The organism is Neohoeflea coraliihabitans, assembly GCF_019334345.1.
Classification (GTDB): domain Bacteria; phylum Pseudomonadota; class Alphaproteobacteria; order Rhizobiales; family Rhizobiaceae; genus Pseudohoeflea; species Pseudohoeflea coraliihabitans.
Map to the genome: position 1 here is coordinate 426,170 of NZ_JAHWQX010000003.1, position 23,271 is coordinate 449,440.

Here is a 23,271-nt window from a genome sequence, read left to right on the forward strand (position 1 = left end):
GTTCGACTGCCCTGGCATGGCATCTCGCCCCCTGCATGCGAAGGCGCGTGCTGCCCGATGCGACGGTCCGGCATCGGCTGACATGGCCCACCCTTGTCACCTCCCCATTCCTTCCCTTTCGAAGGTCAGGTCGACGCCTTATATAGGTGGCGTAAGAGGCCGCGTCGAGATGTTCCGGCGCGTCCAGAGGCGACAAACCGGAATTGATTGCCATGATTGACGACGTCTACAATGCAAAGATACTCGATTTCGCCGGCAACATCCCGCGCCTGGGCTCGCTGCCTGACGCGGACGCGGAAGCGGATGCGCATTCAAAGCTGTGTGGCTCGAAGGTGCGGGTGTGGCTGAAGATGGATGGCGATCAGGTGATCGATTTTGCGCATGATGTGAAGGCCTGCGCGCTCGGACAGGCCTCGTCATCGATCATGGCGCGCAATGTGATCGGCGCCTCGGCCAGCGAATTGCGCCAGGTGCGCAGGGAGATGCTGGCTATGCTGAAAGAGGGCGGGGCGGCGCCGAATGGACGCTTTGCCGATCTCGCCTTTCTGGCGCCGGTGCGCGACTACAAGGCGCGGCACGCCTCGACGATGCTGACGTTCGACGCCGTCGTCGATTGTCTCGACCAGATCGAAGCCGGCGGTGCGGGCGGCGCGCGGAACTGATGGGGCGCGAGCCTGTGCCCGCGGGTCGTCGGCGCGGCCGAAACTGGGCCGGAGCGTGGCGCAAAACGCCGGGCCGGGTGTTCGGAACCGGTGTGATTCGCCTCTACCAGCTGACACTGTCGGGCTTTGTCGGCCATTCATGCCGGCATATTCCGACCTGCTCGGAATATGGCTACGAGGCGATTGCCCGCTACGGATTGTGGAATGGCGGCTTCATGGCGCTGTTTCGCGTTGCCCGCTGCGGCCCCGGCGGCACGCATGGCCTTGATCCGGTGCCGGAGCAGCTTGCGGGCGGCGCCCGGCCGACCTGGCCCTGGCGATTCTGGCATCTTTCGGCCCGCAAGCCGGGCGATGCCGATGGCTGAGACGCGCAATCTTGCCCCTGCCGGCAGAATCCCCTAAGAGCGGGACGCAAATTTTCCGATCAACCACCCGCGTTCGTTGGCGGGACTGGATAGGAGCAGAGCCGTGGCTGATGCCGTCTCGCTGACTTTTCCCGATGGTTCACAACGCGACTACGCCGCCGGTACGACCGGCCGCGAGGTTGCCGAATCAATCTCAAAATCCCTCGCCAAGAAGGCGGTCGCTATCGCCATCGACGGCCTGCTTGCCGATCTTGCCGATCCGGTGCGCCCGGGCACCATCGAGATCGTGACGCGTACCGATGCGCGCGCGCTCGAGCTGATCCGCCATGATGCGGCGCATGTGATGGCCGAGGCGGTGCAGGAGCTGTGGCCCGGCACGCAGGTGACCATCGGGCCGGTGATCGAGAACGGCTTTTATTATGATTTCGCGCGCGAGGAGCCGTTCACGCCGGATGATCTGCCGAAGATCGAAAAGAAGATGCGCGAGATCATTGCCCGCAACGCACCCTTCACGAAGGAAGTGTGGGATCGCGATGCGGCCAAGCAAGTCTTTTCCGAGAAGGGTGAAACCTACAAGGTCGAACTGATCGACGCGATTCCCGCCGGCGACGATGTGAAGATCTACAAGCAGGGCGACTGGTTCGACCTGTGCCGTGGCCCGCACATGGTCTCGACCGGGCAGATTGGCTCCGCCTTCAAGCTGATGAAGGTGGCGGGCGCCTATTGGCGCGGAGATTCCAACAACCCGATGCTGACGCGGATCTATGGCACCGCCTGGGCCGACCAGAAGGAACTCGATGCCTATCTGCACATGCTGGCGGAGGCGGAAAAGCGCGATCACCGGCGTCTCGGCCGGGAGATGGATCTGTTCCATTTCCAGGAAGAGGGTCCCGGTGTGGTGTTCTGGCATTCCAAGGGCTGGCGGATGTTCCAGAGCCTGGTGTCCTATATGCGCCGGCAGCTTGAAGGCACATATGAGGAGGTCAACGCGCCGCAGGTGCTCGATCACGCTTTGTGGGAGACCTCCGGACACTGGGGCTGGTACCGCGAAAACATGTTCCAGGTGACCTGTGCCGATGACGAGATCGAGGACGACCGGGTGTTCGCGCTCAAGCCGATGAATTGTCCCGGCCACATCCAGATCTTCAAGCATGGTCTCAAATCCTACCGCGAACTGCCGATTCGGCTTGCGGAATTTGGCAATGTGCATCGCTATGAGCCGTCCGGCGCCCTGCACGGTCTGATGCGGGTGCGCGGCTTTACGCAGGATGATGCGCATGTGTTCTGCACCGACGAGCAGCTTGCCGACGAGTGCCTGCGGATCAACGATCTGATCCTGGCTATCTATCAGGATTTCGGCTTCGAGGAGATCGTCGTCAAATTGTCGACGCGCCCGGAAAAGCGGGTCGGTTCCGATGATCTGTGGGACAAGGCCGAAAGCGTCATGATGCAGGTGCTCGAAACCATCGAGGCGCAGTCGGGCGGCCGCATCCGCACCGGCGTCCTCGAAGGCGAGGGCGCATTCTATGGTCCGAAGTTCGAATACACGTTGCGCGATGCCATCGGCCGCGAATGGCAGTGCGGCACGACGCAGGTCGATTTCAACCTGCCGGAGCGCTTCGGGGCGTTTTACATCGACCGCGATTCGGAAAAGCGCCAGCCGGTGATGATCCACCGGGCGATCTGCGGCTCAATGGAACGCTTTCTCGGCATGCTGATCGAAAACCATGCCGGCCACATGCCGTTGTGGTTTGCGCCGTTGCAGGTGGTGGTGGCGACCATCACGTCGGACGCCGATGCCTATGGCGAGGAAGTGGCTCAGCTGCTGCGCGAGGCCGGTCTGCAGGTGGAGACGGACTTCCGCAACGAAAAGATCAATTACAAGGTGCGCGAGCACTCGGTCGGGAAAGTGCCGGTCATTCTGGTGATCGGCATGCGCGAGGCGGAAGAGCGGACGGTCAACATGCGCCGGCTGGGCAGCCGGGAGCAGACCTCCTACAGCCTCGACGATGCCATCTCGCTGCTTGAATCGGAGGCCACGCCGCCGGACGTGAAACGCCGGCAGGCGAAGAGGGCGGCGCGGCGCGCGGGCTGACCGCCGCATCGGGCCGTTCAATCTTCTTCGCTTGAACCGGGCGTTTCGATCCCGTCCGACTTGCGCTGTCGGGCGCTGTCGGGCGCTGTCGGGCGCGGCCGGGCGTTGTCGGGCCGGGGCCTGCTTTATTGCAGCAGCACTTCGAGATCGGAATTGCGCCCGGCGGTGACTTCGAAGTCGCGGGTATAAGTGTTGTTCTTGTTGCGCGCCACGGCGACATACTGGCCCTCGGCGAGCACGATGGAGGGAAAGGCGCCGACTGTTTCGGAGACCACATCGCCGCCGGATGTCAGGATAGACCAGGCCGTGTCGGCGATCGCCTCGCCGCCGCTTTCCGAAACCAGCTTGAGCGTCAGCTCGGCGGCGCGGTGCTGAATGACCGCCTCGGTCAGCTTGCCGGCCTCGACCCGGATGTCCGAGCGGATGACGGCATTGGTGTCTCCATAGTGCGAGACGATGTGATAGATGCCGGCATTGAGGCGAATGATGGTGTTCGGCCCGATGTTTTCCGCCACCATCTGCTGCTCGATGTCGGCGCCGTCGATGCCGGCCTGGTAGATGCTGAAGGAGAGCTGATTGGCGGCGATACTCACATCGTTGCCGGACACGGCATTGAGCAGCAATCCGCCGGCATTGAGTACGAGCTGCTGCGTCTCGACGGGGCCGGACGCCGGCACATGCAGTTTTTTCGTCACGCCGGCGCGGCCGAAGGCGACATGGATGAAATAGTCGCCCGGGGCGAATTCCAGCGTGGCGGTGCCGCCCTCGGCCGAGGCGAGCAGGGGCAGCTTGCCGTCGGCGCCGGGAATCGGATGAAAGACCCGCCAGGTCAGACCCTGGCGCAGCGGCTCGCCATCCGGGGTCAGCAGGGCCTGCATCGAGACGCTGCGGGTTGCATTCGCTGCGGTCGTATCGCTGTCCGCCGGCGCATAGCTGCTCAACCCGGGCAGATCGATCTGCGGGTCCGGTTCGGCGGTGAAGGGCTGCAAAGCCGGCAGCCGGCCCTGCGGCGCTGCACGGCCCTCAGGGCCCGGACGGCGGGGAGCGATCGCTCCACCACCCGGACCGGGTGGCGCCGGGCGCGCCTGCGGGATCGGCGGTGGCGGACCGTTCTGGGCGAGGGCAGGCGTGATGAGCGCAGCCAGAAGCAGACCGAGGCCGAGGCCATGGCGCGGCAATAGCGAAAGAAGAGGCTGCGAATGCATGTGCGGTTGACTTCCCATTGCGCCGAGGTCACTTCAAAGCATAAAGGGTAGGGCGATTTCAAGGCCGCGCTCACCGCGGTCGCATCCTGTTCACCCTCCCACGCGACAAACCCAGAGAAATCAATGGACCCCAATCCCGCTCTCAAATCCTATCTCGAGACCCGGCGGTCATCTCCCGCCTTCCAGATGGGTGATCCCGGCCCGAACACCGATGAGATTCTTGCCATGTTGCAGCTGGCGAGCCGGGTTCCCGATCATGGCAAGCTGGCGCCGTGGCGGTTCATCGTCTATCGCGGCGCTGAACGCGAGCGCATTTCGCTGCAACTGAGCGCGGTGGCGATGCGCAACAAGCCCGATCTTTCCGAGGAGATGCAAGCCGTCGAGCGCAGCCGTCTGACGCGCGCGCCGGTGGTGATCGCCGTTGTCTCGCGCGCCCGCCCGCATGTGAAAATTCCCGAATGGGAGCAGGTGCTGAGCGCCGGTGCGGTGTGCCTCAATTTGTTGATGGCGGCGCATGCGCATGGCTATTCGTCAAACTGGCTGACCGAGTGGTATGCCTATGATGAGAGCGTCTATCCGCTGCTCGGCGTTGCGGACGGCGAGAAGATTGCCGGCTTCGTGCATATCGGCACGGCCCAATTGCCGGTCAGCGAACGAGCCCGCCCGACGCTTGCCGAGCTCGTGCACTTTTCAGGAGAAGACGATGTTTTATGAAGGCCGCGCCGCGCATGGTCTGCCGCACGATCCGTTCAAGGCGCTGATAGCGCCGCGGCCGATCGGCTGGATCGGCACCAGGAGCCGCGACGGGGCGGCAAACATTGCGCCTTATTCATTCTTCAACGCGGTCTCGGACAGGCCGAAAATTCTGATGTTCTCCGCTTCGACGCCGACCGACAGCCTGCATAATGCGCGTGAGACCGGCGTGTTTACCAGCAGCCTGGTCAGCCGCGAGCTGGCCGACAAGATGGTCGCCACGTCGGTGGACGCACCGCATGGTGAAAGCGAGTTCACCTATGCGGAGCTTGAAATGGCAGAGGCCCGGCTGGTCGATGCGCCCTTCGTGGCGGCAGCCTGGGCCGCTCTCGAATGCCGGGTGACGGAAATCATGCAGCCGAAGGCGCTGAACGATGAGCTCAGCGAAAGCTGGGTGGTCTTCGGCGAAGTGGTCGGCGTGCACATACGCGATGATGTGCTGACCGATGGGCTGGTCGACATGGCGAAAGCGGCGCCGGTGGCGCGGCTCGGCTACATGGATTATTCCGTGACGGCGGAGACCTTCTCAAAGCGCCGCCCGAAATGGAACGAGCAGGGCCAGGCCGCGGACGCTTAGTCAGCGGCCAGCAAGCGCCTGCGGATCAAGTCCGGCGCGACGGGCGACGCGCTCGGCCTGCCGCAGATGCGGCATGTCGATCATCTTGCCATCAAGGGAAAGCACACCGGCGTCCGGTCCCGCCTCGGCGAACAGGGCAATGATCTGCCTGGCGCGCTCGACATCGGCCGGGGGCGGCGTGAAGGCGGCATTGATGGTCGCCACCTGGCCGGGATGGATGGCCATCTTGCCGGAGAACCCGTCGCGCACGGCGGCGCGGCATTCGCGCTCGAGGCCGTCATTGTCGCGAAAATCGGTGAACACCGTGTCGATCGCATCGACCCCGGCGTCGGCGGCGACCAGAAGCGTCAGCGTGCGCGCCAGACGAAAGACATCGGTATAGACACCCTTGTCGTCGCGGTTGGCGGACGCGCCGACATCGGCGGCCAGATCCTCGGCGCCCCAGGCGATGGCTTCAAGCCGCGCTGTCTTGTTGGCGAAACTTGGCGCATTCAGCATGCCGCGCGCCGTCTCGGTGATCAGCGCGTGAATGGCGATGCTGTCCTCCTCGAGCCCTGCGTCGGCCTCGTGCAGCGCCAATCGTTGCGACAGGTCCTGCAATTGTGCACCAGAGCCCGCTTTCGGCAGCAGGATGGCGTCGGGACGGCCCCTGACCACAGCCGCGAGATCGTCGTCGGTAAAGGGAGTGTCGAAGGCGTTGACGCGCACGATCAGGCGCGGCCGCTCCTTGCCGCGCGGCGATGCGGCGAGAAACTCGGCCACCATGCGGCGCGCCTCGGGCTTGCGGGCGGCGGAGACGGAATCCTCGAGATCGAGGAGAATCGCATCGGCCTCGCTGTCGGCGATCTTGCCGAGTTTCTTTTCCGAATCACCGGGGACGAAAAGGAGGGATCGCAGCATCAGTCGGGTTTCTTTCTCATCAAGGCCTGGCGAATGCAGCGTGCGACCAGGACGTCGTTTTGGTTGTAGGCGAGGTGTTCGAATTCGACGATGCCGCGATCGGGCTTGGACTTCGACGGACGTGCCGATACCACCCGGGTCAGCACATGCACGGTATCGCCGTGGAACAGCGGATGCGGGAAGGTGACGTCGGTCATGCCGAGATTGGCGATCGTCGTGCCGATCGTCGTCTCACTGACGGAAATGCCGATCATCAGCCCGAGCGTGAACAGCGAGTTGACCAGCGGCTTGCCCCATTCGGTGCGGCTGGCGAAATCGTGATCGATATGCAGCGGCTGCGGATTGAGGGTCATGTTGGAAAACAACATGTTGTCGCTTTCGGTCACCGTGCGCCGCAATTCATGGGCGATCTCGCGGCCGGGGGTCAGATCCTCGAAATACAATCCCGCCATGGCTGTCCCACCCCCTTCAAAGCATTGGCCGCGTGGCAAAATGGCCGCCTCGCGAGCGGGCGCGATCATTGCCATTTTGCGGGTGGTCCGCAAGCCCCGAGCAGCGCTTTGAAGCTTAGCGCACCGTTAATGGACATGGTGAAGAGAACGTAAACCTTTTGGCGCTAGCCTGACGGCATCAGTTGCTCGTGGGGGACAAGGTAAGTTCATGTTGGTGCAATCTTTTCTCAAATGGACGGAAACCGCAAAAGCGTCGGAACGGGCGCGTGCGGCCGGAGCTCTGGCGCGCGCCTATTCCTGCAGCCGGATGAGTGAAGACGAGCGCCGGGCCGCCAAAGCGGCAATGGCGATGCTGACCGAAGATCCGGCGCCAGCTGTCCGCATCGCTCTTGCCGAAGGGGTGGCACACGCGCCGCATGCGCCGCGCAGCCTGATCCTGAAGCTGGCGGGCGACCAGATCGAGGTCGCGGCACGGGTGGTGGCGATTTCGCCGGTGCTGCGCGACAGCGATCTTGTCGACCTGGTTGCGGGCGGACGCGCGCCGGTGCAGATCCTGGCTGCCTGCCGGCACAAGCTGAGCCTCGCCGTCTGCGCCGCATTGGCGGAAGTCGGCAGCGCGGCGGCGGTCCTCGAGATGCTGGACAATCGTACGGCCACGCTGGCCGCGATATCGCTGAAGCGCCTTGTCGAACGATTCGGCGCGCATCCGGACATCCGGGCCCGGCTGCTTGAGCGTGAGGACCTTCCTTTCGTTGCGCGGCAGGCGCTGATCGAAGAGCTGGGCATGGCCCTTGCCACCTTTGATCTCGGCCGGTCGAGCGTCGGAGAAGAGCGCTTGAAGAGGGTCACGGACGAGGCTTGCCGCACGGCGACGCTGACGCTGGCCGAGACGGTGCCGCTGCCGGAAATGCCGGCGCTGGTCGAGCATCTGCGGGTGTCCGGCCGCCTGACGCCGGGGTTTCTGATGCATGCGGTCTGCGCCGGCAATATCGATTTCCTGGCTTCGGCGCTCGTGTCGCTGTCGGGTCTTGGCGCCGGGCGAGTGCGCGGCATTCTTGTCGATGGGCGGGAGACCGCGATGCGCGCCTTGTTCCGCGAAAGCGGACTGGACGGCGCTCTGATCGATCTGTTCGTGGCGGCCACCCTGATGTGGCGCCGGGCCTTGCGGCATTCAGAGCCGGTCGATCCGCAGCGGATCGCCGCGCAGCTCATGGCGCAATTTGCCGATGCGATGGCGGACGAGCCGGCGCTGATGGATATCCTGCGGCTTGTCGAGACGATGCAGCACGCATGGCAGCAGCAGGCGCATCGCTCGCATGCGGCGCGGCTGATTGCCGAGGCGGCCTGAGCACCTTCAAGGGTGAATGCAGCTCGCTTTAAATGTCGAGATTTTCCGCGAAAGCGGCGTGTTCCTGAATGAAGCGGAAGCGGGCGTCAGCCTTGGTTCCCATCAGATTGTCGACAGCGTCGCGGGTCGATTGCGGATCGGTGATGTCGATCGCGACCTTCAGCAGCGTGCGCTTGCGCGGATCCATCGTCGTTTCCTTGAGCTGCGCCGGCAGCATTTCGCCGAGGCCCTTGAAGCGGCTGATCTCGATCTTGCCCTTGCCGCTGAACTCGGTCTCGATCAGCTCGGCGCGGTGCGCATCGTCGCGCGCATACAATGTCTTGGCGCCCTGCGAGATCTTGTAGAGGGGGGGCACGGCCAGATAGAGATGGCCATTGCGGATCAGTTCCGGCATTTCCTGATAGAAGAACGTGATCAGCAGCGACGCGATATGGGCGCCGTCGACGTCGGCATCGGTCATGATGACGACGCGGTCATAGCGCAGGTCTTCGTCCCGATATTTCGAGCGCGTGCCGCAGCCCAGCGCCTGCACCAGATCGGCGATCTGCTGGTTGGCGGACAGTTTCTCACGGCCGGCACTGGCGACGTTGAGAATCTTGCCGCGCAGGGGCAGGATCGCCTGGTTGGCGCGGTTGCGCGCCTGCTTGGCCGAGCCGCCGGCGGAATCGCCCTCGACGATGAACAGCTCAGCCCCCAGCGCGGTGGTCTGGGTGCAGTCTGACAGTTTGCCCGGCAGGCGCAGTTTGCGCACCGCGGTCTTGCGGTTGACTTCCTTTTCCTTGCGCCGGCGGACGCGCTCCTCGGCGCGCTCGATGACCCAGTCCAGGAGCTTGTCCGCCTCGGCCGGAGAATCGGCAAGGAAATGGTCGAAGGGATCGCGCAGGGCGTTTTCGACGATGCGCTGCGCCTCGACACTGGCCAGCTTGTCCTTGGTCTGGCCGACGAATTCCGGTTCGCGAATGAACACCGACAGCATGCCCATTGCCGAGATCATCACATCGTCGGTGCTGATCTGCGCCGCGCGCTTGTTGCCGGTTAGTTCGCCATAGGCCTTCAGGCCGCGGGTCAAGGCGAGTCGCAGACCGGCCTCGTGGGTACCGCCCTCGGGCGTGGGAACGGTGTTGCAATAGGAGGAGATGGCGCTATCGCCGCCATACCAGGCAACGGCCCATTCGAGGGAGCCGTGGCCGCCGGTCTTTTCGCTCTTGCCGGCGAAGATCTCACGCGTGACGCGGTGATCCTTGCCGAGCGAGGCTTCGAGATAGTCTTTCAACCCGCCGGGGAAATGAAATACCGCCTTGTCGGGCGTCTCGCTGCCCTCGACCAGTTCCGGGGCGCAGGACCAGCGGATCTCGACGCCGCCGAACAGATAGGCTTTCGATCGCGCCATGCGGTAGATGCGGCCGGGATCGAACTTCACTCCGGCGCCGAAGATCTGCGCATCGGGATGAAAGCGCATGCGGGTGCCGCGCCGGTTCTGCACATCGCCGATCTCTTCGAGCGGTCCCTGCGGAATGCCGCGCGAGAAGGTCTGGCGGTAGAGCTTGCGATTGCGGGCGACCTCGACCTCGAGAACATCGGACAAAGCGTTGACGACCGAGACGCCGACGCCATGCAGCCCGCCCGAGGTCTCATAGACCTTGGAATCGAACTTGCCGCCGGCATGCAGGACGGTCAGCACCACCTCCAGGGTCGATTTGCCGGGATATTTCGGATGGTTTTCGACCGGGATGCCGCGGCCATTGTCGGTCACCGTCAGACAGCCTTCGGCGTCGAGCTCGACCTCGATGAAATTGGCGTGGCCGGCCACGGCCTCATCCATGGAATTGTCGATGACCTCGGCGAACAGATGGTGCAGGGCGCGTTCATCGGTGCCGCCGATATACATCCCCGGCCGGCGCCGCACCGGCTCCAGTCCCTCAAGCACCTCGATGGTCGAGGCGTCGTATTCGGCGCCATGGGCCGCCGGAGTTGCAGGCCGGTTGGCGGCGGGCGCACTGGCGCGCGCCGGCGCTGCGGAAGCGGCTGGCGCTTTGGGCGGGGCGGTCGTTTTCGCAGGGTCCGTTTTCGCGCTGGACCGGGCAGGCTTTGAGGGACCTGCCGCCTCATTGGATGCGGGTCCGTTCAATTGCGAAAAGAGATCGTTGGAATCGTCCATGCGTCGCTTTATCCTGCCGGTCAGAGAGGGGTGAGACGGGCCTATGCCGAATCAATGCGAGTGTGCCAGAATGCGCGGCGTCAAGCGATATGGCGGGCGCAAATTCAAGCCGTTCAGCGCTGTTTTTCCAGCCCTGCTTGTCAGTGCCGGTCTGCTGAGCAGCGCCTTTGCTGCCGATATCGCCGGGCACAAGGACCGGCTGTTTGCCTCGCCGCCGGTGTTGTCGCAATCGGACAGCGGTGCGTTCAAGGTGATCGACTACCGCGAGATGCGCGATATCAATGGCCGCGATCAGGTGCCGGAGCGGCGCGTCAAGCGGCAATATGTCGATCTTTCCGTGCGGCGGCAGACGAAAAATCTGACGCTCGAGGCTAGTGGCCGGACTGTCGAGATCGGGCGTGTCGGACGGTGGTCAACGGCGCGGTTCGCGGTGGTGTTCATTCACGGCCGCGGCGGCGACCGGCGGCTCGGCATAAATGACTACAGTTTCGGCGGCAATTTCAACCGGCTGAAAAACCTCGTGGTCAGGAATGGCGGCAGCTACATCGTGCCGAGTGTGCGTGCCTTCTCGCCGGCCGGACTTGCCGACGTCAAAGCGCTGATCGGCGAATTTCGGGCCGGCAGCGGCGGGGCACCGGTGATTGTCGCCTGCGCATCGATGGGATCCATGATCTGTCAGGGAGTGGCAGAGGACCCGGAGCTGGCGCCGCGACTGGCGGGCATGGCCCTGCTTGGCGGGATGCCCGATGCGCGCCTTGCGGCAACACCGCTGGCGGCCGCGCGGGTGCCGATCACCTTTGCGCATGGCAGCAATGACAGCGTCTATCCCTGGCAGGCGCAGAAAGCGGTGTTTGACCGGATCCGCAATCAATCCTCCAATTACCCGGCGCGCTTTGTCCTGTTCAACTCAGGGTCGCATGGCACGCCCATCCGGATGATTGACTGGAAGGCCGTGCTGACGCAGATGCTCAAAAACTAGGCCGTCCGACGGGGCTCACCGGTGGTATTTCCCATGTCATTTTAGGAATTCGCCGTCCGAGATGGTTTTGATGTGCCTTAACCATAGAAGACAAAAGCTGGGCGCGAAGCGTCCCGTGTTTGTAAAATCGCAGCCTGTTTCCCGCATAGGTGTCATCGACGCCAAATTTGGGGACGACCATGGACACTCGGGCAGAGACGCGACAGATACCACTTTGCATCGACCTGGACGGCACGTTGATCGCGGCCGACAGCCTGTGGGAAAGTCTGGCTGTTCTGCTCCTGCACAAGCCGTGGCTGATTTTTCCGGCGTTCCTGTGGGGTTTGCGCGGCAAGCATGTTCTCAAGCGGGAAGTGGCGCGCCGATGCGGCCGCCAGGCGGCGGACTGGCCGTATCGCGACGAGGTTCTCGCGCTGATCGACGCCGCGCGCGACGAGAGCCGCGAAGTCTGGCTGGTCACCGGCGCGGCGCAACAGGTGGCGACCGACATTGCCAGCCATCTCGGCCTCTTCGATCGGGTCCTGCACTCCTGCGACAAGACCAATCTGACCTCCGGCAACAAGCGTCAGGCGCTGATCAAGCTGTGCGGCGAGGGCGGATTTGACTATGTCGGCAACAGCCGCGACGACATCAAGGTGTTCGATGCGGCGCGGCGGGCGCTGATCGTCGCTCCGGACCGTGCGGCGCGCTCCTGGGGGCTGACGAATGGCGGCACGTTCATCGAGACGACGCGGGTATCGCGCCTGGCGCCGCTGAAGGCGATCCGCGTGCATCAATGGCTGAAGAACGTGCTGATCGGCGTGCCGCTGGTGCTCAACCACGAATATGCCAGCCTGCCGCTGCTGATCGCCGTGGCCTGCGCCTTTTTCTCCTTCAGTTTCTTCGCCTCGGCGGTCTATGTCCTCAACGACATCATCGATCTGGGCAATGACCGGCGGCACGCGCGCAAGAAGTTCCGCCCGATTGCCTGCGGGGCGGTATCGATTCCCTCGGCTCTGACGATTGCCGCGGCCCTGCTTGTCGGTTCGCTGGCGCTGGCCAGTCTGTTGCCGCCAGCCTATTGGGCGGTGCTGGCGCTGTATGGCCTGGTGACGACCGCCTACACTTTCGTGCTCAAGCGCAAGCTCTTGGTGGATGTGTTCACGCTGGCCGGGCTCTACACAGTGCGCATCCTGGCGGGGATCGCGGCGACGGCGACAGCCGCGTCGTTCTGGCTGCTGGCGTTCTCGATCTTCTTCTTTCTCAGCCTGGCGCTGGTCAAGCGGTTTGTCGAACTCGACGAGACGGAAATCGATGCCTGCAAGAAACTGAACGGGCGCAGCTATCTCGGTTCGGACAAGGACATGGTGGCGCAGGGCGGTATCGCCTCGGCCTTTTCGGCGGCGATGGTTCTGGCGCTGTATGTCAATTCTGACCAGGTGGTCGAAATGTATGGCGCGCCGTGGGTGCTGTGGCCGCTGTGTCCGCTGATCCTCTACATGCTGATGCGCATCTGGGTGCTGGCCAGCCGGTCGCAGATGCACGACGATCCGGTGATCTTCATCCTGCGCGACTGGCGCAGCCAGGTGGTGACGCTTTCCGGTGCCATTCTGGTGCTGGTGGCGGCCGTCCTGTGAGCAAGGCCGCCAAGGACAGGGCAATGCGTTTCGACAGCTGGGGTCGGATCAGGCGGCAGCAGCGGGCCCATTGCGAACCCGCGGCCCTGACGGCTGCCGATGCGCCGCCGGCCGGTCTTCTCGCTTTCGGCAATGGACGCTCCTACGGCGACAGCTGTCACAATGATGCGGGCCGGCTGATGCCGATGCAGCCAGGGGCCGTCATTCATCATTTCGATGCCGATACCGGCATCCTCGAGGCTGATGCCGGCGTGACGCTGGCGGCGATCCTTGCAGAGGTCATGCCGAAGGGCTGGTTTCTTGCCGTAACGCCCGGTACGGCGCAAGCGACCCTCGGCGGCGCCATAGCCAACGACGTGCACGGGAAGAATCATCACCGGCGCGGAAGTTTCGGGCATTCGGTGCTGGCGTTCGACCTCATGCGTTCGGATCAGGGGCGGGTGTCGTGCAGCCCGAGCGACAATGGCGCCTTGTTCAAGGCCAGCATCGGCGGCATGGGGCTGACCGGCGTGATCGGCCGCGTGCGCCTGCAGTTGATGCGCGTGCCGTCCGCCAATATCCGGCAGCGCGCCTGGCGGTTTTTCTCGCTTGACGGCTATTTCGATGCCATCGATGCGGTTGATGCCGAACATGAATATTCGGTGGCCTGGATCGACCAGCTGGCCACTGGCGGCGCGGCCGGGCGCGGCGTGCTGATGGCCGGGGATCACGACGCCGAGGGCGGGGCGGCAGCAGCGCCGCTTCCGCCCCGTTTCAGCGTGCCGGTTCAGCCGCCGGTCAACCTGCTCAACCGCCTGACCTTGCGCGCCTTCAACGCGCTGTATTTCGGGCGCGCTCCGAAGGCCCGGACGGTCACACAAATTGGCTGGCGCAGCTATTTTCATCCGCTCGATGCGATCGGCAACTGGAACCGGCTGTACGGTCCACGCGGCCTGTACCAGCACCAGAGTGTCTTTCCCGCAGAAACTGCGCGGCAGACGACCCTGGAGCTGATGGCCTGCGCCCGCGCGCATGGCCATGCCTCGTTCCTGACGGTGTTGAAACGGTTCGGCGAACGCCCGCAGCCGGGCCTGTTGTCGTTTGCGCGGCCCGGTTTCACGCTGACGCTGGATTTTGCCAATCGGGGCGGGAAGACCGTGGCCATGCTCGATGCACTGGACGGCATCGTTGTTGCGGCCGGGGGAGCGGTGAATCCCTACAAGGACCAGCGCATGAGCCCGGACGTGTTTGCTGCCTCGTTCCCGGAATGGGGAGCGCTGGAAGCAATGCGTGATCCGAAGCTGATGTCGGATTTCTGGCGGCGCACGGCCATGCAACTGCCGGCGGATGGCGGGCAATCCTTTGCTAACCAAGAAACGTTCCAGACCGGGACTGATGACAATTTGAAGCAAATGCGCCAGCCGGCCTGAACGGTTTCTTGGCGTTTTCCGCCTATTGATCTTGTCGCGAACAAGCGGAGCGAGCTGCCCATGAAATATCTGGTCTTCATACTTTTCACGGTGCTGACCAATGCGGCGGCGCAGCTGATGCTCAAGCAGGGCATGCTGTCGCTCGGTCCGCTCAACTTTACCGCCGAGACGGCGGTGGTGCGCGTGTTTCAGGTGATCTTCAATCCCTGGGTGTTCGCCGGTCTGACAACGTTTGTCATCTCGATGGCATCGCATCTGTACGTGCTTTCAAAGGTCGAGTTGTCCTTTGCCTATCCTTTCCTGAGCCTCGCCTATGTGGCGGTGGCGGTGTTCGCCTATTTCGTCTTTCACGAAGACCTCAATGCCTGGCGCATCGGCGGCATCGCCTTCATCTGCGTCGGCACCGTGTTGATCGCGCAGTCGGGACGGACGACGCCGGACGCGCGTAACGCGGACGAGGTCAAGATTTCTTCGGTCACAGCAGCAGCAGCAAGCGAGGCTTCGCGATGAAACACATCATTTTCGGCGGCGACGGGTTTGTCGGCAATCACCTGGCCAAGAAGCTGCTGGCGGAAGGCCAGGAGGTGATTGTCGCGGATGTGAGCCGGTCCGAGCACAGCCATTATGGCGCGGTGAAGTTTATCGACTGCGATGTGCGCGACATCGAGGCGGTGCGTGCCGTGCCGATCGATGCCGATGACGCGGTGTACAACATGTCGGCAAAAATGCTCTCGCCGCTGCAGGTGCGCGCCAAGCGTCACGAATTTTTCTGGCCGGTCAATTTTCACGGCGCCGGCAATATCATGAAATCGATGGATGCGCGCGGCGCCTCGCGGCTGGTGCAGTTCACCACCGACATGATTTACGGGCACACGGTGGTTTCACCGCAAACCGAGGATCATCCGCAAGCACCGCTTGGCGAATATGGCAAATCAAAGCTGGCGACGGAAAAGCTGTGCGAAGAATGGCGCAGGCGCGGCATGAACGTGTCGATCTTCCGGCCGCGGCTGATCATCGGCCCGGGGCGCCTGGGCATTCTGGAAAAGCTGTTCAAGCTGGTCGATCTCAATCTGCCGGTGCCGATGATCGGATCGGGCAAGGCGCCCTACCAGTTCATCTCGGTCTATGATTGCGCCGAGGCGGCACGGCTTGCCTGGAAACATGATTTCCCCAACAGCGAATACAATCTCGGATCGAAAAATCCGCCGTCGGTGCGCACTTTGCTCGGCACCCTGATCCGGCACGCGGGCTCGAAATCGATCCTTGTTCCGACGCCGGGATTCGCGGTCAAGAAAACGCTGGCGCTGCTCGATCTCATCAACAAGCCGCTGATGGATCCGGAACAGTATCTGATCGCCGACGAGATGTGCGTGCGCGAGACCGATCGCGCCGAGCGCGACCTGAATTTCGTGCCGCAGCATGACGATATCGCCATGCTGATGGCGGCCTATGACGAATACCGCGCCAAAAAGGCCGGTGTCCGCGCGCAGGACGCCGCCCAGGTGGCCCCCGCCGAATGAGGGCCTTCCGCCGACACAGCGATGGCGCTGAAATGCCGACAAAGGGAACAACTGCCATGCTTGACGTGCCTGCACGAATGACGACTGAAGCGCCGCCGCTTGCCGATGAGCCGGCCGTGCGCAAACCCAACCTTTTGAGTGTCGACGATGCCAAGGCGATGAGCCTTGCGACGATGACCGATCTGTTCAAGAGCCATATCAACCCGGGCCAGCTGCACTTCATGAAACTTCTCGGTTTTCACAAGGTGAAGATCGAGACCGCTTCGGGCATGTATTACACCGACCAGAACGGACGCAGGATCCTCGATTTCTTCGGTGGATTCGGGTCACTGGCGGTTGGACACAATCATCCGCGGGTGATCGCGGCGCGCAAGGCCTTCCAGGATGAAGAGCGGCACGAGATCGCCATCGCCTTCATGAGCCAGTATGCGGCGGCGCTGGCGAAAAACCTCGCGGAAATCGCGCCGGGCGATCTCGACATGGTGTTTCTCGGCTCTTCCGGCTCGGAGGCGATGGAAGCGGCGATCAAGGTTGCCGAACGCGCCGCCGGAGCGAAGCGGCCGAAAATCGTTTACGCGGAAAATTCCTTCCACGGGAAAACCAAGGGCGTGCTGTCGGTGACCGACTCGCCGCTGTATCGCGGTGAGTTCCGGCTGACCGAGAATGGCATCAAGGTGCCGTTCGGTGACATCGAGGCGATCCGCAATGCGTTCGAATCCGATCCGGAAATTGGCGTCATCGTCCTGGAGACGATCCAGGGCGGCGGCGGCATCATCGAGGCGCCGGCGACGTTCTGGCAGCAGTTGCGGGCGCTGTGCGACAAGCACGATGTGTTGTGGATCGCCGACGAAGTGCAATGCGGCATGGGCCGGTCCGGACGCTTCTTTGCCTTCGAATTTGCCGGCGTCGTTCCGGACGTGACGGCGCTCGCCAAGTCACTGGGCGGCGGAAAGACGGCGATGGCGGCAATGATCGCGCGCCGCGAGGTCTACATGAAGGCCTATGGCACGCCGAAGACGGCGATGATCCACGCCCAGGCCACCTTTGGCGGCATCGGCGAAGCCTGCGTGACCGCGATCGAGGGTCTCAACGTCATGTATGACGAAGACCTGATGGGCAACGCCGAGCGGGTGGGGGACTATCTGATCAGCGAGTTGAAGCGCCTTCAGGCAAAATATCCGCAGATCATCAAGGATGTGCGCGGGCGCGGCTTCATGGTCGGACTGGAATTCCAGGATTTCAGCCAGACCCTGCCGGCGCTATTGCGTCCGATGGTGGGCATGCTCGATGACAAGCTGAAGGGCTCGCTGTCGGGCTTTGTCGGCGCCGAACTGTTGCGCGATCATGACGTGCTGGTCGCCTTTACCGAATATAACCGCAATGTCATTCGGCTCGAACCGCCGCTGACCTGCGAGACAGCGCATGTCGATGCGTTCATTTCAGCACTCGACCAGGTGCTGGCGCGCGGCGTGGCGCGCATCGTGCGCGATTTCATCGGTGCACAAGTCGGCTGAGAGGCGCGCAGGTGGGCTGAGGCGCTTCACTTCAGACCGCATGGCCAAAGAAAAAACCCCGACGCCTGGCGCCGGGGTTCTTTTTTGTCGGTTGTCGCTGCCGGGCGTCAGACCGAGTAGTACATGTCGAACTCGACGGGATGCGGCGTCATTTCGTAACGCAGCACTTCTTCCATCTTCAATTCGATGAAGGCATCGATCTGATCGTCGTCGAACACGCCGCCGGCGGTCAGGAACTTGCGGTCCTTGTCGAGGGCCTCGAGCGCCTCACGCAGCGAGCTGGCCACGGTCGGGATGCGCTTGAGTTCCTTGGCCGGCAGGTCGTACAGATCCTTGTCCATGGCCTTGCCCGGGTTGATCTTGTTCTTGATGCCGTCAAGGCCGGCCATCAGGAGGGCGGCAAAGGCGAGATAGGGGTTGGCGGTCGGGTCCGGGAAACGGACTTCAACGCGCTTGGCCTTCGGCGACGAGCCGATCGGGATACGGCAGGAGGCCGAGCGGTTGCGAGCCGAATAGGCGAGAAGCACGGGCGCCTCATAGCCCGGGACCAGACGCTTGTAGGAGTTGGTCGACGGGTTGGTGAAGGCATTGATCGCCCGGGCATGCTTGATGATGCCGCCGATGTAATGCAGGCAGCTTTCCGACAGGCCGGCATATTCGTCACCGGCGAAAGTCGGCTTGCCGCCCTTCCAGATCGACTGGTGCACGTGCATGCCCGAACCGTTGTCGCCGAAGATCGGCTTGGGCATGAAGGTGGCCGTCTTGCCATAGGCATTGGCGACCTGGTGCACGACGTATTTGTAGATCTGCACCTTGTCGGCATTGTGCGTCAGCGTGTCGAACTTGACGCCAAGTTCGTGCTGGGCGGCCGCCACTTCGTGGTGGTGCTTTTCGACGGTGACGCCCATCTCGGCCATCACGGTCATCATTTCCGAACGCATGTCCTGGCAGCTGTCGATCGGCGGCACCGGGAAGTAACCGCCCTTGACGCGCGGACGGTGGCCAAGGTTGCCGGTCTCGTAATCGGCGTCGTCGTTCGACGGCAGTTCCGAGGAATCGAGCTTGAAGCCGGTGTTGTAGGGGTCGGCCTTGTACTTGACGTCGTCGAAGACGAAGAATTCCGGCTCGGGGCCGAAATAGGCGGTGTCGCCGACGCCGGCGGCCTGCAGATAGGCTTCGGCCTTCTTGGCGGTGGTGCGCGGGTCACGATTGTAGGCTTCGCCGGAGACCGGGTCGAGAATGTCGCAGACGATCGCCATCGTCGACTGGGCAAAGAACGGGTCCATATGCGCGGTGGTCGTGTCGGGCATCAGGACCATGTCGGATTCATTGATGGCCTTCCAGCCACCGATCGATGAGCCGTCGAACATCACGCCATCGGCGAACATGTCCTCATCGACGGCGGAAACATCCATTGTCACGTGCTGCAGCTTGCCGCGCGGGTCGGTGAAGCGCAAATCGACGAATTTGACGTCGTTTTCCTGGATTTGTTTCAAGATTTCGTTGGCAGTCGACATTGGCAGTTTTCCTGTTTGACAAAATTGAAGTGCCGCCATCGGCGGCGGGTTGATGGGGCGGTGGTCAGATCGCTTCGTCGCCGGTCTCGCCGGTACGGATGCGGATGGCTTCCTCGATGCTCGAGACGAAGATCTTGCCATCGCCGATGCGCCCGGTCTGGGCCGCATTGCGGATCGCCTCGATCGCCGTTTCCACGGCATCGTCGGACAGCACGATCTCGACCTTCACCTTGGGCAGAAAATCAACGACATACTCGGCGCCGCGATAGAGCTCGGTGTGGCCTTTCTGGCGTCCGAAGCCCTTGGCCTCGGTGACGGTGATTCCTTGCAGCCCGACCTCCTGTAGCGCTTCCTTCACCTCATCGAGTTTGAAGGGTTTGATGATCGCTTCGATCTTCTTCATATGCAGCTTGCCTCCGCTGTTTGCAGTCACGAGCCGAGGACGGGCCGTGCCGGCTCGACTGTCTGTAAGCACATAACGTGCCAGATTGACGGAAATTCGCCGCTGCGGCTACAGAAACGGCGAAAAACCTGCTGCCGCGGCAGGGGCATGCCGGTTTTCGGGACGATTAAGCGGCAAAACGCCGGGCAAGGGATGCCGAAGGGGTGCCGGTCCATTGGCTGATGACGCCGGCAAAAAAGGGTGGTCCCGGCGGCGCGGGGGCCGGCCGGGGCGAATACAGGTGCTGCAGAAGCGTGGGCCGACACAAGAATAGGCAATTTGCCTAATATCTGTGCAGATCGCGTGGCCGGCGCGGTGTTGCAACGGTCTGGACGATGCGCATTCTCGCAGGAGCTCCCTTTGCAGAGGGTCCGGCTTGACCGGCCGGCAGGGCCGTGGCACGCCGGTGGAATGGCCGTCAATCACACCGATCTGTTCCCGCCGAGCGCCATGCAGGCGATTGACGCCGCGGCGATTGCCAATGGTCTGTGCGGGCGCGGCCTGATGGAACGGGCCGGCGCGGCGGTGGCGGCTGCGGCCTTGCGGCACTGGCCGGAGATGAAACGGGCACTGGTGCTGTGCGGTCCCGGCAATAATGGCGGCGATGGCCATGTGGCGGCCCGGCACCTCTCGGCCGCCGGGGTCAAGGTGGAGCGCTTCGGGCTGGCGGCGAAAGCCGGCAGCGACGCGGCCTGGGCGCTGGGGCGCTTTCCCGGCGCAGTGGCGGATCTTGCCCTGTGCCGGCCGGAGGCCGGCGATCTGGTGATCGACGCCTTGTTCGGCGCCGGTCTCGACCGCGCGCTCGAGGGGGATGTGGCGGTCCTGATCGAACGGGTGAATGCGGCGGCGGTGCCGGTGCTGGCGGTCGATCTTCCGTCCGGGGTGTCGGGCCGCACCGGCCGTCCGACCGGCCCCTGTTTCACGGCTGAGCGGACGGTAACCTTCGCGGCGCAGAAACCAGGACACGTCCTGTTGCCCGGACGCGCGCTATGCGGAGCGGTCGAGGTGGCGGATATCGGTTTTCCGGCCCGCATGCTGACCGCCCCTGCACCGGTGTCGATCAATCACCCGGCTCTGTATTTGCCGCATCTGCGGGGGCCGGATGCGGCTGCGCACAAATATTCGCGCGGTCACCTGGTGGTGTTTTCCGGTCCGCTGATCTCCGGCGGCGCGGCGCGCATGGCGGCAGAGGCCGGCCTGAAAGCCGGTGCGGGGCTCGTCAGCCTGGCCACGCCGCCGGCCGCCGTAATGGCGCAGGCGGCGCATGTAACCGCCGTGATGCAGCGCTCGATCGATGGTCTGGAGACGCTTGAAGGATGGCTCGACGACCGGCGCCTTGCCGCCTTCATCCTCGGACCGGGATTCGGGGCCGATGCGACAAGCGCGGCCCGGGCGCGTGCCTATGCCGCCGCTGTCGCTTCGGCAGGACGCCGGCTGGTGCTGGATGCGGACGGGTTGAGCGCCTTTACCGGGCACGGGGAGACGCTGCACGCTATCGGGGCCGCCATTCCTCTGGTTCTGACGCCGCATGAGGGCGAGTTCCGGCGGCTGTTCGCGCCGCTGGCGGAGGATAAGACCCTTTCGAAGATCGAGCGGGCGCAGGCTGCAGCCGCACGGGGCGCCGCGATCGTCGTCTACAAGGGGGCCGATACGGTGATCGCGGCGCCGGATGGGCGGGCGGCGGTGAATGTCGATGCGCCGGCGTGGCTGGCGACCGCCGGGTCGGGCGATGTGCTCGCCGGCCTGATCGGCGCGCTGCTTGTGCAGGGCATGCCGGCATTCGAGGCCGCCTGTGCCGGGGTGGCCATGCATGCGGCTGCGGCGCGGCGGCACGGGCCGGGATTGACGGCGGAGGATCTGATTGCCGCCGTCCGGCCGTTGCCCCTGACGGCGGCCTGAAGCAGGCCGAAGTCCGGCTTTCTATTCGTCCTCAGACGCGAGCGCGTGAACGTTCTCCTGCAGCGCCATGGCGCCTTGTGGCGCACGCACCTTGCCCTCATGGATGATGTAGAGAAAGACATCGCGCGGCGTCTTTGGCGGTTTTTGCTCAGGGGCGGCGCGCGGCAGATCATCCGGCTCTCCTCCGGCGGCCCAGGCGGCGGTGCGGGCGGCCCAGGCCCGAAGATCCGGTTTTGAATAAGCGGTCGGGACGCTGTCCTCGCCCTTCTGCAGGCGGGCATAGACGAAATCGGCGGTCACGTCGGCGATTTCCGGATAGTCGTGATGGTGTGCGTAGCAGATGGCGGCATTGTGCCGGCGTGCCAGGGCGACGAAATCCGGGTCGATGAAGGAGGGGTGCCGAACCTCGAGGACGTGGCGCAGGGTCAAACCCTGATGGGTGTCCGGCAACAGGTGAAGAAAGCCCTCGAAATCCTCGGGGTCGAATTTCTTGCTGTTGGCGAACTGCCAGACGAGCGGACCGAGCTTGCTGCCCAGTTCCTCGATGCCTTGTGCGAAGAATTTGTCCAGCGACGGACCAGCCTCGGCCAGAACCTTGCGGTTGGTGACAAAGCGGTTGCCCTTTATTGCGAAGATGAAATCCTCGGGCGTCTCGGCGGCCCAACGGGCGAAGGTTTCCGGCTTCTGGCCGCGGTAATAGGTGGCATTGACCTCGATGGTCGCCAGTTTGCCGGCGGCATATTCAAGCTGGCGCTTCTTCGGCAGGTCGTCGGGATAGAATGTGCCTTCCCATGGCTCGAAGTTCCAGCCGCCAATACCGCTGCGTATTCTGCCCCCGCCGTGCATCGACCATCCTCCCGCCGCAGATCCAAGTGTTGGATAATCGTTTCGGCGGCGCTAGCTTGCAAGTCAAGCCGAAAGCCGACCGCCGCCGGCCAACGAGAAAAGAGAGGGAAGCTCGCTTGACCGAAGATCTCAATCCGCTGCAGATCGTCATGGCGCAGGTCAATGCGATCGCGCGCGGCACCATCGCATTGCTGCCACAACTGGCCGTGGCGATCGTCGTCCTGGTGGTGACGGCGCTGTTCGTGGCGCTGGCGTCGCGGCTGGCGGCGCGGATGCTGGCGCGCACCCGCCTGCGGCCGAGCCTGCAAAGCCTGTTCGTCACCCTGATCAGCATCGGGCTTTGGGCGCTGGGCATTTCGATTGCGCTGGTGATCGTCTTTCCGACGCTGACGCCGGCCGGCATCCTGGCCGGTCTCGGGCTCGGGTCGGTGGCGATCGGTTTCGCCTTCAAGGATATCTTCGAGAATTTCCTCGCCGGGATCATCATCCTGTTCCGCAAGGAAATGCGGATCGGCGACTTCATCGAATGCGAGGGTCTGGAGGGCAAGGTCGAGGCGATCGCCATTCGTGAAAGCCATATCCGCCAGACCGACGGGCAACTGGTCATCGTGCCGAATTCGGTGTTGTTCAAGAATCCCCTGACAATCCGCACGGATCTCGATCAGCGGCGCACCACGGTGATCTGCGGGGTGGCCTATGACGAGGATGTCGATCAGGCGCGTGAGGTCATCACCAAGGCGGTCAAAAGCTGCGACACGGTCATCAGCGACGCTCGCCCGGTGCAGGTCTTCGCACAGGAATTCGCCGATTCCTCGATCAATTTCGAGGTGACCTGGTGGACCGGCTCGAAACCCGTCGATCTGCGCCGCTCCCGCGACCAGGTGGTGGCGGCGGTCAAACGGGCGCTTGACGAGGCCGGCATCGAGATCCCGTTCCCGTACCGGACCCTGACCTTCAAGGAACCGCTGGCGCTCAACCGGGCCGGTGCGTCCGATACGGCGGACGACAGCTAGG

At 63.6% G+C, this 23,271-nt stretch carries 21 protein-coding genes; 14 read left to right on the top strand and 7 right to left on the bottom strand.

Annotated elements, in window-relative coordinates:
* The first annotated feature begins 212 nt into the window (after nucleotides 1-212).
* The 3 genes from KY465_RS13110 to thrS all read left to right on the top strand — a co-directional run bounded on the left by KY465_RS13110 (nucleotide 213) and on the right by thrS (nucleotide 3,122).
* Nucleotides 213-662 (top strand): iron-sulfur cluster assembly scaffold protein, encoded by a 450-nt coding sequence (locus KY465_RS13110; RefSeq protein WP_219202141.1) that lies wholly within the window; start codon nucleotides 213-215, stop codon nucleotides 660-662.
* Nucleotides 662-1,027, top strand: a complete 366-nt coding sequence (gene yidD / locus KY465_RS13115) for a membrane protein insertion efficiency factor YidD (protein ID WP_219202142.1) — start codon at nucleotides 662-664, stop codon at nucleotides 1,025-1,027. Before KY465_RS13110 ends, yidD begins: the two co-directional genes overlap by 1 nt.
* 103 nt (nucleotides 1,028-1,130) lie before the next feature.
* On the top strand, nucleotides 1,131-3,122 hold the full coding sequence (gene thrS, locus KY465_RS13120) for a threonine--tRNA ligase (protein WP_219202143.1): 1,992 nt from the start codon (nucleotides 1,131-1,133) through the stop codon (nucleotides 3,120-3,122).
* Nucleotides 3,123-3,247: 125 nt separating this feature from the next.
* Here thrS and KY465_RS13125 read toward each other — a convergent pair whose 3' ends face one another.
* Nucleotides 3,248-4,327: a hypothetical protein gene (locus tag KY465_RS13125; protein WP_255561659.1), complete on the bottom strand. Its 1,080-nt coding sequence runs from the start codon at nucleotides 4,325-4,327 to the stop codon at nucleotides 3,248-3,250.
* Between the two features lie 123 nt (nucleotides 4,328-4,450).
* Between KY465_RS13125 and KY465_RS13130 the strand changes: the two genes are divergently transcribed.
* Nucleotides 4,451-5,041, top strand: coding sequence for a nitroreductase family protein (locus KY465_RS13130; RefSeq protein WP_219202144.1), 591 nt, complete (start codon nucleotides 4,451-4,453; stop codon nucleotides 5,039-5,041).
* Nucleotides 5,031-5,657 (top strand): flavin reductase family protein, encoded by a 627-nt coding sequence (locus KY465_RS13135; RefSeq protein WP_219202145.1) that lies wholly within the window; start codon nucleotides 5,031-5,033, stop codon nucleotides 5,655-5,657. Before KY465_RS13130 ends, KY465_RS13135 begins: the two co-directional genes overlap by 11 nt.
* On the opposite strand, the gene KY465_RS13140 is transcribed toward KY465_RS13135, so the two are convergent.
* Complete coding sequence (locus KY465_RS13140) at nucleotides 5,658-6,557, bottom strand: HpcH/HpaI aldolase/citrate lyase family protein (RefSeq protein ID WP_346432639.1); 900 nt, start codon at nucleotides 6,555-6,557, stop codon at nucleotides 5,658-5,660.
* Nucleotides 6,557-7,009: a MaoC family dehydratase gene (locus KY465_RS13145; protein WP_219202146.1), complete on the bottom strand. Its 453-nt coding sequence runs from the start codon at nucleotides 7,007-7,009 to the stop codon at nucleotides 6,557-6,559. The genes KY465_RS13140 and KY465_RS13145 overlap by 1 nt, the downstream gene beginning before the upstream one ends.
* Nucleotides 7,010-7,217: 208 nt before the next feature.
* Between KY465_RS13145 and KY465_RS13150 the strand changes: the two genes are divergently transcribed.
* On the top strand, nucleotides 7,218-8,357 hold the full coding sequence (locus tag KY465_RS13150; protein ID WP_219202147.1) for a DUF2336 domain-containing protein: 1,140 nt from the start codon (nucleotides 7,218-7,220) through the stop codon (nucleotides 8,355-8,357).
* Between the two features lie 28 nt (nucleotides 8,358-8,385).
* Here KY465_RS13150 and parE read toward each other — a convergent pair whose 3' ends face one another.
* Nucleotides 8,386-10,515: a DNA topoisomerase IV subunit B gene (gene parE / locus KY465_RS13155; RefSeq protein WP_219202148.1), complete on the bottom strand. Its 2,130-nt coding sequence runs from the start codon at nucleotides 10,513-10,515 to the stop codon at nucleotides 8,386-8,388.
* 70 nt (nucleotides 10,516-10,585) lie between these two features.
* On the opposite strand from parE, the gene KY465_RS13160 reads away from it, so the two are divergent.
* The 6 genes from KY465_RS13160 (at nucleotide 10,586) to KY465_RS13185 (ending at nucleotide 17,553) form a co-directional block, all read left to right on the top strand.
* Nucleotides 10,586-11,494 carry a lysophospholipase gene (locus KY465_RS13160; RefSeq protein WP_255561660.1) on the top strand — a complete coding sequence of 303 codons (909 nt, stop codon included), beginning with the start codon at nucleotides 10,586-10,588 and terminating at the stop codon, nucleotides 11,492-11,494.
* Nucleotides 11,495-11,673: 179 nt separating this feature from the next.
* A complete protein-coding gene (locus KY465_RS13165; protein WP_219202149.1) occupies nucleotides 11,674-13,110 on the top strand; it encodes a UbiA family prenyltransferase in 1,437 nt (478 codons plus the stop codon).
* Nucleotides 13,111-13,133: 23 nt separating this feature from the next.
* Nucleotides 13,134-14,519 (top strand): FAD-binding oxidoreductase, encoded by a 1,386-nt coding sequence (locus tag KY465_RS13170; RefSeq protein ID WP_219202150.1) that lies wholly within the window; start codon nucleotides 13,134-13,136, stop codon nucleotides 14,517-14,519.
* Nucleotides 14,520-14,579: 60 nt separating this feature from the next.
* Nucleotides 14,580-15,029 (top strand): DMT family transporter, encoded by a 450-nt coding sequence (locus KY465_RS13175; RefSeq protein ID WP_255561661.1) that lies wholly within the window; start codon nucleotides 14,580-14,582, stop codon nucleotides 15,027-15,029.
* Complete coding sequence (locus KY465_RS13180; protein ID WP_219202151.1) at nucleotides 15,026-16,039, top strand: NAD-dependent epimerase/dehydratase family protein; 1,014 nt, start codon at nucleotides 15,026-15,028, stop codon at nucleotides 16,037-16,039. The genes KY465_RS13175 and KY465_RS13180 overlap by 4 nt, the downstream gene beginning before the upstream one ends.
* A gap of 77 nt (nucleotides 16,040-16,116) precedes the next feature.
* A complete protein-coding gene (locus KY465_RS13185; RefSeq protein ID WP_255561715.1) occupies nucleotides 16,117-17,553 on the top strand; it encodes an aspartate aminotransferase family protein in 1,437 nt (478 codons plus the stop codon).
* 107 nt (nucleotides 17,554-17,660) lie between these two features.
* Here KY465_RS13185 and glnA read toward each other — a convergent pair whose 3' ends face one another.
* Complete coding sequence (gene glnA, locus KY465_RS13190; RefSeq protein WP_219202153.1) at nucleotides 17,661-19,070, bottom strand: type I glutamate--ammonia ligase; 1,410 nt, start codon at nucleotides 19,068-19,070, stop codon at nucleotides 17,661-17,663.
* Nucleotides 19,071-19,134: 64 nt separating this feature from the next.
* A complete protein-coding gene (locus KY465_RS13195; protein WP_219202154.1) occupies nucleotides 19,135-19,473 on the bottom strand; it encodes a P-II family nitrogen regulator in 339 nt (112 codons plus the stop codon).
* Between the two features lie 450 nt (nucleotides 19,474-19,923).
* Between KY465_RS13195 and KY465_RS13200 the strand changes: the two genes are divergently transcribed.
* Nucleotides 19,924-21,411, top strand: a complete 1,488-nt coding sequence (locus tag KY465_RS13200) for an NAD(P)H-hydrate dehydratase (RefSeq protein WP_219202764.1) — start codon at nucleotides 19,924-19,926, stop codon at nucleotides 21,409-21,411.
* Between the two features lie 21 nt (nucleotides 21,412-21,432).
* Here KY465_RS13200 and KY465_RS13205 read toward each other — a convergent pair whose 3' ends face one another.
* Complete coding sequence (locus tag KY465_RS13205; protein WP_219202155.1) at nucleotides 21,433-22,257, bottom strand: DUF72 domain-containing protein; 825 nt, start codon at nucleotides 22,255-22,257, stop codon at nucleotides 21,433-21,435.
* Nucleotides 22,258-22,373: 116 nt separating this feature from the next.
* Here KY465_RS13205 and KY465_RS13210 point away from each other — a divergent pair, with 116 nt between their 5' ends.
* A complete protein-coding gene (locus tag KY465_RS13210; protein ID WP_255561662.1) occupies nucleotides 22,374-23,270 on the top strand; it encodes a mechanosensitive ion channel family protein in 897 nt (298 codons plus the stop codon).
* Nucleotide 23,271: the final 1 nt, after the last annotated feature.

What these genes read in the sequence shown, in the direction of transcription:
- KY465_RS13110 (WP_219202141.1), top strand. Translation starts at nt 213, where the DNA reads ATGATTGACGACGTCTACAATGCAAAGATACTCGATTTCGCCGGCAAC.
- yidD (WP_219202142.1), top strand. Translation starts at nt 662, where the DNA reads ATGGGGCGCGAGCCTGTGCCCGCGGGTCGTCGGCGCGGCCGAAACTGG.
- KY465_RS13125 (WP_255561659.1), bottom strand. Translation starts at nt 4,327, where the DNA reads ATGCATTCGCAGCCTCTTCTTTCGCTATTGCCGCGCCATGGCCTCGGC.
- KY465_RS13130 (WP_219202144.1), top strand. Translation starts at nt 4,451, where the DNA reads ATGGACCCCAATCCCGCTCTCAAATCCTATCTCGAGACCCGGCGGTCA.
- KY465_RS13135 (WP_219202145.1), top strand. Translation starts at nt 5,031, where the DNA reads ATGTTTTATGAAGGCCGCGCCGCGCATGGTCTGCCGCACGATCCGTTC.
- KY465_RS13140 (WP_346432639.1), bottom strand. Translation starts at nt 6,557, where the DNA reads ATGCTGCGATCCCTCCTTTTCGTCCCCGGTGATTCGGAAAAGAAACTC.
- KY465_RS13145 (WP_219202146.1), bottom strand. Translation starts at nt 7,009, where the DNA reads ATGGCGGGATTGTATTTCGAGGATCTGACCCCCGGCCGCGAGATCGCC.
- KY465_RS13150 (WP_219202147.1), top strand. Translation starts at nt 7,218, where the DNA reads ATGTTGGTGCAATCTTTTCTCAAATGGACGGAAACCGCAAAAGCGTCG.
- parE (WP_219202148.1), bottom strand. Translation starts at nt 10,515, where the DNA reads ATGGACGATTCCAACGATCTCTTTTCGCAATTGAACGGACCCGCATCC.
- KY465_RS13160 (WP_255561660.1), top strand. Translation starts at nt 10,586, where the DNA reads ATGCGCGGCGTCAAGCGATATGGCGGGCGCAAATTCAAGCCGTTCAGC.
- KY465_RS13165 (WP_219202149.1), top strand. Translation starts at nt 11,674, where the DNA reads ATGGACACTCGGGCAGAGACGCGACAGATACCACTTTGCATCGACCTG.
- KY465_RS13170 (WP_219202150.1), top strand. Translation starts at nt 13,134, where the DNA reads ATGCGTTTCGACAGCTGGGGTCGGATCAGGCGGCAGCAGCGGGCCCAT.
- KY465_RS13175 (WP_255561661.1), top strand. Translation starts at nt 14,580, where the DNA reads ATGAAATATCTGGTCTTCATACTTTTCACGGTGCTGACCAATGCGGCG.
- KY465_RS13180 (WP_219202151.1), top strand. Translation starts at nt 15,026, where the DNA reads ATGAAACACATCATTTTCGGCGGCGACGGGTTTGTCGGCAATCACCTG.
- KY465_RS13185 (WP_255561715.1), top strand. Translation starts at nt 16,117, where the DNA reads ATGACGACTGAAGCGCCGCCGCTTGCCGATGAGCCGGCCGTGCGCAAA.
- glnA (WP_219202153.1), bottom strand. Translation starts at nt 19,070, where the DNA reads ATGTCGACTGCCAACGAAATCTTGAAACAAATCCAGGAAAACGACGTC.
- KY465_RS13195 (WP_219202154.1), bottom strand. Translation starts at nt 19,473, where the DNA reads ATGAAGAAGATCGAAGCGATCATCAAACCCTTCAAACTCGATGAGGTG.
- KY465_RS13200 (WP_219202764.1), top strand. Translation starts at nt 19,924, where the DNA reads ATGGCCGTCAATCACACCGATCTGTTCCCGCCGAGCGCCATGCAGGCG.
- KY465_RS13205 (WP_219202155.1), bottom strand. Translation starts at nt 22,257, where the DNA reads ATGCACGGCGGGGGCAGAATACGCAGCGGTATTGGCGGCTGGAACTTC.